The organism is Mesorhizobium sp. M7A.F.Ca.US.006.01.1.1 (genome assembly GCF_003997935.1).
Lineage (GTDB): Bacteria > Pseudomonadota > Alphaproteobacteria > Rhizobiales > Rhizobiaceae > Mesorhizobium.
On the sequence record NZ_RZQL01000324.1, the window covers coordinates 1 to 6455 of the forward strand.

The 6455-nt window shown below is 55.4% G+C and carries 8 protein-coding genes and 1 pseudogene; 3 read left to right on the forward strand and 6 right to left on the reverse strand.

What is annotated here, in order from left to right; all coding sequences use genetic code 11:
• From EN943_RS33605 to EN943_RS33625, 5 genes are all read right to left on the reverse strand, one after another.
• A complete protein-coding gene (locus EN943_RS33605; RefSeq protein ID WP_082826712.1) occupies positions 1-1050 on the reverse strand; it encodes a hypothetical protein in 1050 nt (349 codons plus the stop codon).
• Entirely contained in the window at positions 1047-2363 is a 1317-nt protein-coding gene (locus EN943_RS33610) for a hypothetical protein (RefSeq protein WP_063169428.1), read from the reverse strand. The genes EN943_RS33605 and EN943_RS33610 overlap by 4 nt, the downstream gene beginning before the upstream one ends.
• Entirely contained in the window at positions 2363-3181 is an 819-nt protein-coding gene (locus EN943_RS33615; protein ID WP_063169429.1) for a hypothetical protein, read from the reverse strand. The genes EN943_RS33610 and EN943_RS33615 overlap by 1 nt, the downstream gene beginning before the upstream one ends.
• On the reverse strand, positions 3174-4613 hold the full coding sequence (locus EN943_RS33620) for a hypothetical protein (protein WP_063169430.1): 1440 nt from the start codon (positions 4611-4613) through the stop codon (positions 3174-3176). The genes EN943_RS33615 and EN943_RS33620 overlap by 8 nt, the downstream gene beginning before the upstream one ends.
• A 197-nt stretch (positions 4614-4810) precedes the next feature.
• The gene (locus EN943_RS33625; RefSeq protein WP_126066778.1) at positions 4811-5251 is read right to left on the reverse strand and encodes a hypothetical protein; all 441 of its coding nucleotides are present in this window, start codon (positions 5249-5251) and stop codon (positions 4811-4813) included.
• Positions 5252-5404: 153 nt separating this feature from the next.
• On the opposite strand from EN943_RS33625, the gene EN943_RS39020 reads away from it, so the two are divergent.
• From EN943_RS39020 to EN943_RS33640, 3 genes are read left to right on the forward strand one after another with little or no spacing between them, the layout of a single operon-like run.
• On the forward strand, positions 5405-5515 hold the full coding sequence (locus tag EN943_RS39020; protein ID WP_095770035.1) for a YHYH domain-containing protein: 111 nt from the start codon (positions 5405-5407) through the stop codon (positions 5513-5515).
• A gap of 28 nt (positions 5516-5543) precedes the next feature.
• Positions 5544-5783: a hypothetical protein gene (locus EN943_RS33635; RefSeq protein ID WP_082826591.1), complete on the forward strand. Its 240-nt coding sequence runs from the start codon at positions 5544-5546 to the stop codon at positions 5781-5783.
• Positions 5784-5835: 52 nt separating this feature from the next.
• Positions 5836-6120 carry a DUF6804 family protein gene (locus EN943_RS33640; protein ID WP_063169433.1) on the forward strand — a complete coding sequence of 95 codons (285 nt, stop codon included), beginning with the start codon at positions 5836-5838 and terminating at the stop codon, positions 6118-6120.
• A gap of 203 nt (positions 6121-6323) precedes the next feature.
• Here EN943_RS33640 and EN943_RS33645 read toward each other — a convergent pair.
• A pseudogene (locus EN943_RS33645) lies at positions 6324-6455 on the reverse strand (IS481 family transposase); the annotation flags it as partial.

Genomic DNA, 6455 nt, shown 5'->3' on the forward strand with positions numbered 1-6455 from the left:
TCACAACTTTGGTACCGGAACCAGTCCAATATCTGTCTCTCGCGAACGTTGCCTGACCCTGATCTCAATTCGCCTCCTCGCCTTGACGTCGCCGGCCTGTGCGCCGTCGGTGAGCCGGTCGCCAGGCAATATCAACTGGCCGCCGGACATTGGCAGGATGGTGAAGCCTTTCAGTTCCGGCATATCGCGCAGGATGCCTGTGACGGAGATCGCTCGCGCTAATCCAAGCCCGGCATTGTCGGCAGGATGGAGTGTGCCAATGTCCATCTTGCGCGCCAGTACGGGCTGAAGGCCTCTGTCCATATTCGATGAGTCACCGGACATCGCCTGCTCGTCCGTGTGGCCAATCACCTCAATGACGTCCACACCATAGGAAGTTGCAATTCCAGCAATGGTCTTCGACATCTGCCGCAACTTCGTTTTGAAGCCACCGGAAAGCTCCGCACTTCCAGTATCGAAATTATAGCCATCGAGCTCGCTAAGACTGATGATCGGTGGCCAATCGTGTGGCTTGTCAGCAGAGGCCTCGTTCCTTGCCTTCTTCAGTGCGTCAGCAAGATCCTTGGACGTCTTGCCCGTGCCAACGTAGCCGAGCTCGCGCAGAACCTTCATCTTCTCGATCATGGCTTTGGCCTGATCAACGTCGACGTCGTTGTCAGAGAGGACTTTGGCGGCCGGCGCGCTTTTCACCGCTTCCTCAAGGGTCAGTCCCACTTTTTTGATTGCCTCTGCGGCCTCTTTGGCCCGGACCAATTCACGCCATTCTTGATCTGGTACATTGCGTCGACTTGCAGGCTTGACCATGGCATTCAGCTGAGCCAGCAACCGCTTGTTTTCCTCGTCAAGCTTGCGAGCGTTCTCATTGAGGGACTGCGCAATCTTCTGCGCTGCCGCAGCCTCTTTCTTTGTCTTGGCGATGAGCGCGCCTGCAGCAAGCAAAAGGCAGAAAACGAGAAGCAGCATCGTCTCAGCCATCGTCAGGCCGAGTATCAGGCCGCGGCCATAGCCCTTGCGCTCAAACGTAATGGCTGTTCCGCTAACCTCACTCACCTGCCCCACCAACTTGCTCTCTTTGGCGGTTCACCCTTCTCCACCTCCGCCGGACTGCTTAACGATCGGAAGGTGTCGCCCTCCGTGTCATCCGAAACCTTGATTGGCGTCTCCACAGGGGAGGCAACAGTGGAAGGTGCCGCCACTCGCTCGACATCGTTCGCTATCGCATTGCTCAGAGGCTGGGGAGTGCGCACGGCCGGGAGGCTATGTTGTGTAAGGGTTGCGACGAGGCCGCGTGTTTCATTGCTGTGTTTCTGCATCACAGCCATGAACTCCTCAGTCAAACGCTGCTGCGCTTGGACAGTTTCTGCGGTCTTTTCTGCGGCCGCTGCCGCTCTCTCCACTCCAGTCGCCACCTTGATCACTGCGTCGGCAAGACCGGTCATCCGCGTTTGCTGCTCTTGCGAGGCTGTTTCGGTTTTTATCGCATATTGTGCGACAGCATTACCCAGGAGCTTGACCATCGGCGCCAGATCGTTCTTCAGCACCTCATCAGGAACAACCACCTTTTCCAGCTTGGCAGCCATATTGTCGGCTTGATTACCGAGCTTTCCAACAGAGTTGGACATCGAGCTGTTGGCTTTATCCAGCAAATCCGCTGCAGCTCCAACGCGGTTCGCTATCGAAGCAAACTGGGTTTCGACTTGCCCGAAATTGTGCTGCAACGCGTCACTGAGCTTGGCAGACGCCTCTTGGACAGGCTTGATCGATTCCATGGCAATATTGTCCAGGGCAGATCGAATGTGCTCCCCATTGCGTGCCGCTTGCTCGGCAATCTCTGCAAAGCCCTCTTCGAGCATTTGATGGCTGACACGACGAAAGTCGGCGAACTCCCTGGTTACGCTTTCCATCTCGGCTCTTACACGCCGTGTCATGTCGGCAAGTTCGTGCCTCGCCGTTCGCTCAATGTCCGCGGGATCGCGCCGCATCTGATTGTAGAAAACCCTCAGAGCAATACCGGTGATCGTCGACGTGATCGCGATGCCAAAATTTTGGACGATCGTGTCGGTTGAGCCTTCCGTTCCAAACTGAAACAGCGAGACCCCAAGGCTCGTCAGGGTGAACAGGAAGCCCATATAGTAGAGGTTATCGCCGGTCTGCTCGTCGTGCAGTTGTAGCTTTCCAGCAAAGATCGAAACCCCGAGATAGAAAAACATCAGGCAGGCCGGTGCTACCGCCGCGACGATCGGATTTACGCCTGAGAGTTTTGCAATGGCGATGAATACACACCCGCCGAGTGTCAATGCCGCGAAAACCACGACCGGCAGACGTGGATGATCCAGCAAAGGTTTGTCGTGCGCTCTCGCCATCAGTTTAACCCATCCAAGCCAACCAGCTTTTCGAACTCGCCGTGATGGTTCTGGACCCAATGTGTCCAGAACTCCGCGTGATCCAGGGTCTGAAATGGCTTCTTTGCCCGATCGATATAAAGAATTGTGATGCCCACCCCATCCAGCGACGTCCCATATGTGCGGTCGGCGGCGCTGTTGAGGTATTTTTGGTAATCCAGTCCCGATCGGTACTGCGAGTAAATCGTCGTATGCTCGATCATGTCAGAGGCGACCACCAATCGCTTGGGACTGCCCTGTTTGGCCAAGCTGCTATCGAAGAGCGACAGCTTGATTTTCTGAATTCCAGCCATGATCGGAGATTGGCTCGCGGAAGCCGCATTCGGGATTTCATCGGGAAGTTTGTTCAAAGGATCGCCGAAGGCGTTTTCCCACTTCTTTTGACGCCGCGCAGGATTGTTGGTCCAACTATCGACGGTCGACCCATCACCGGGATTGCATCCATCGAACATCACCGTCAGCTCACCAGGCGCCGAGCTCAGGGTATAAATCCTCACATACCCACCCGGCTCGACCTGCCCAATGGTCTTTCGGAACTCGTTCTTGAGATCAGCCATCGTCGTTGCCGAAATTGGATCAGTGGCGTCGATGAGGACGGCGGTCAGGCTGGAGGGTCCGTCCAATGGGCAATTCGTGTTGGCGTCGATATGGCCATTGCCAGACCTGGTCCACATCCAGCCGAAGCCGGCCAACATCGCAACGGATAGCACACCAAGGGCAATGGCCGCGGCAATGGTACCCGCATTGCCTTTCTTGCGTCTGCGGGTTCGCCTAGACATTCACGCTGTCCGGGTGAAGCTTATCAAGATCTCGGTACTGCTCAATTCCCCGTTCGCATTCCTGACCAATCAGACGAACCTGCTCGTTGAGTTCCTCCTGCGCCTGGCGAATTGATGCGCCAACATCTCCCTCATTCCACTCCCGCTCGCCGGTGACGTATGGCTTGATGCGATCAAGTTTGTAGGGCGTTCCGAAATGCTTGGGCGCCGGCTCGGTCCTCGCCTGGATGTTGGCTTCCCGATACATCGACAAAAGCTGATTGCAGGCTCGCTCCAATTGGTCTTGATGCTGCGCAAAAAGAGCCAGAAGCCTCGATCGATGATCGACAATCGCGCGGTGCTCGCGCCGGCGACTACCAAGCTGCTTGACGATTTCCTCCACTTTTTCGTTGTGGTCGTCGCGGACATCCTGCAGCTCTTCGATCAGTTCCTTCTTTCGATCGATGTAGTCATCGCGCCGTCGAACGAGCCGATTTTCAACGCCAGTGTAGCCTGGGTAAGGGTCGAGCACGAACCAGCCGTCGATAAAAGCGAAAAGCGAAAACATCAGGCCGATCGCAAACAGCAACCAGGACTTGATGTCCGTGAGACCCGCTGGATTGGCGAGCATATTACGGATGACCTCAGCGCCGGCGCCGTCAGCGAGCGAGCCGCTGACCTCACGGTAGTGCGCTAGCGCCAAGTTTATCGAAATCGCCAAGCCGATATAGAAAAGGATTGAAATGATCCCAACGAATTTTACGAAAAACGACCGATGGGTGACGAGACGAGCGCAGAAAACCGCCAGGAGCAAAGCCGCCCCGATGTTGATGAAAGAGAATGCCGCAGCCTCAAGGATGCCACCAAAAAATCCCTGCTCATTGCCCTTGGCCAGGAAGTTGCCGTTCATCGCTGTCTCGACCAGAAACAGAAATAGCAGAAGCGATAGCCGGAAAATGTGAGCGGCACCGTGCTGCACACGCGCGGCACGAACGAGACCGTGCTTCTCCTTAAACCATGCATGCTCTTTTTCGGCGTCGTTCAGGGCCCTTCTCAGGCCGTGAAGTTCATCGAGGCCCACGGCGACCGAGGCTTTGAAGTCCGAAACGCTAGCGGCATTCGTCTGACGGATTAGACCGAATTGTTCCTCGAAATCGAGGCCGGCAAGACGACCTCCAAGGAGTTGCAGGTTGTCCTCAAGAGTGTGATGCGCAGCCTTCTTCTCATCCTCAACGCGTTCCACGATGGCATGTTCGACATCGTCGAGATTCTTTGCCGTTTTCGGGGGTTGGTTCACCTCGCCGCGCTGCTTTCCGCGGTTAATGACATCCAGGTCGCCGTCGATCTTGGCAGGGTCCAGGCTGTTGAATAGCTGAGTGCTCGCCCGAAAATCGTGGTTGGATTCTCGCAGTGAGTCACGCAACTTATTTAGTTTTTCGAATTTAGAGCCCACGCACTCACAACCCCAACTTTACGCCCCCCGGCAGAGTGGTTTCTATGCATAGTAGAGCTAAAGGGCAACCGCACATTCACTTCTATCCACTTGCTAGTGCGGATCAGGCTCAATTGAGTTCCAACAAATGATCATGGCTGCTGATCAACTGGTTGATCGGCCGCGACTAGTCATGTCATGAGCCGTGCTGCGATGCTCTAAGGACAGAGTGCTACGAGCGGGTTCGCGACTGGGAAATTATCCACAGTCGTATACGTGTACTGGATCTCACCGCCCAGGCGAACGAAGGCAGATAGTTCCTCCGCACGACAGACATAGTTTTTGGTCATTTCATCGATCTTCTGGACATAGACCGGCCGCGAGACGCCAGCAGCCAACAATTTGGCGTCTACTTCCGCATCGGTCTGAGCCCAGGTGGCGTTGAAAACGATCCTTGGCCCGATTGCGATGATGCTCCGAACGGAGATGTTCGAACTGATCAGCATGGGCAATGCTGGAGCCATTTCGGTTTGCATTTTTTTTGCGTAGGCGCAGACGTCGGTCTTGGTGTACTTCGAGAGGCATTCATTTGCCGTCGCCACCCTTGGCCATGTCAGCAGGATCGCCAACGGGACGTGCATCAATCGCAATCCATCCAAAGTATTCTCCTCGCCCGATCTTGGCCTGCACAGAGGAGCATCTATCCTATTTGTGTTCACAGTGCCACGAGCAGCTTGTGCCCGACCGGCAATAGTGCTCTGTCTGAAATACTTTGGGAGGGCAATAAAATGAAAACAACATTTCTCGCGGCTATGGCCGCTGCAATAATCGCTTGCGCGACCGGCGCGTTTGCACACAGTGGCGGCACTGATGCCAACGGTTGCCATACCAACCATAAGACCGGCGCGTATCACTGTCACTGAAGGTCACGCCTTTCTGAGGGACACAAACATGCTGAAGAACATCATGTCAGCTCCGCTGGGCCTCCTCTTCATGCTGGGCGGGCCGATCACCTACGTGATGAATGTCGTCGACACATGGCAGGGCCATGCATCAGTGGTCGTAAAAATCCTGATTAACTTGAGCCTGGATGCGATGTTGGCGTTCATTTGGCCGATCACTTGGGCAATCTGGCTTTTCAAATATATGGCGGGCGCCGAAACTCCACTAACAACCGTGCTGGGCGTTTGAGGATCAAGTTTGCTGAAAATAATGCTTTTCGACGCCGGCCGGAACGGTCCGGTTGGTCTGCATCTGTGTAGCTATTGCCTCGCTGCTGGCGGTAGCGCCATGGCCGTACGGCTATTACCAATTCCTCCGCGTGGTGGTCTTTTTCGCCGGGATCTACTGCGGAGCCATGGTGTGGCGATCAGGCCCTGAAAATCGCACCCTGGCTTGGGCGCTGTTTGGAGCGGCAGCGATCTTCAACCCGTTCATGCCGGTTCATTTGCCGCGCGAGCTGTGGGCAATCTTCAACGTCGCAGCGGCTACTCTGTTCGGCTTTGTCGCATACCGGCACCGGAATTAAGCCGATAATCTGAGATGGCCAAGAGTGGACCTGAGACGCCGAAGGTCAAGGCGCGCCCGAGGGTCACCGTGTCACAGCCGTTGGCGCTTTATGCGGGAGATCTCCTCGAGCGGACGAAGGAGTACTTCGAGGCTTTCAACCATCTAGGCTCGGAGTCGGAAAAGGCGCATCTTTTTGCCCGTTATTTTCTATTTTCGCATGCCCTAGATGTGGAGCTTCAACAGGTTGTCCTCGATCAGGGCGAGGCGACTGATAGGCGTTTTTGACTTTAGGCTGCCATGTGGACGATGCCAATTGTATCTGTGCAGCCAGACAGGCAGTTCGGCGGCACGATG

Bases quoted from the DNA above. Each gene is read 5' to 3' on its own strand.
- EN943_RS33610 (WP_063169428.1), bottom strand. From the start codon at position 2,363: ATGGCGAGAGCGCACGACAAACCTTTGCTGGATCATCCACGTCTGCCG.
- EN943_RS33615 (WP_063169429.1), bottom strand. From the start codon at position 3,181: ATGTCTAGGCGAACCCGCAGACGCAAGAAAGGCAATGCGGGTACCATT.
- EN943_RS39020 (WP_095770035.1), top strand. From the start codon at position 5,405: ATGGCCGCTGCAATAATCGCTTGCGCGACCGGCGCGTTTGCACACAGT.
- EN943_RS33635 (WP_082826591.1), top strand. From the start codon at position 5,544: ATGCTGAAGAACATCATGTCAGCTCCGCTGGGCCTCCTCTTCATGCTG.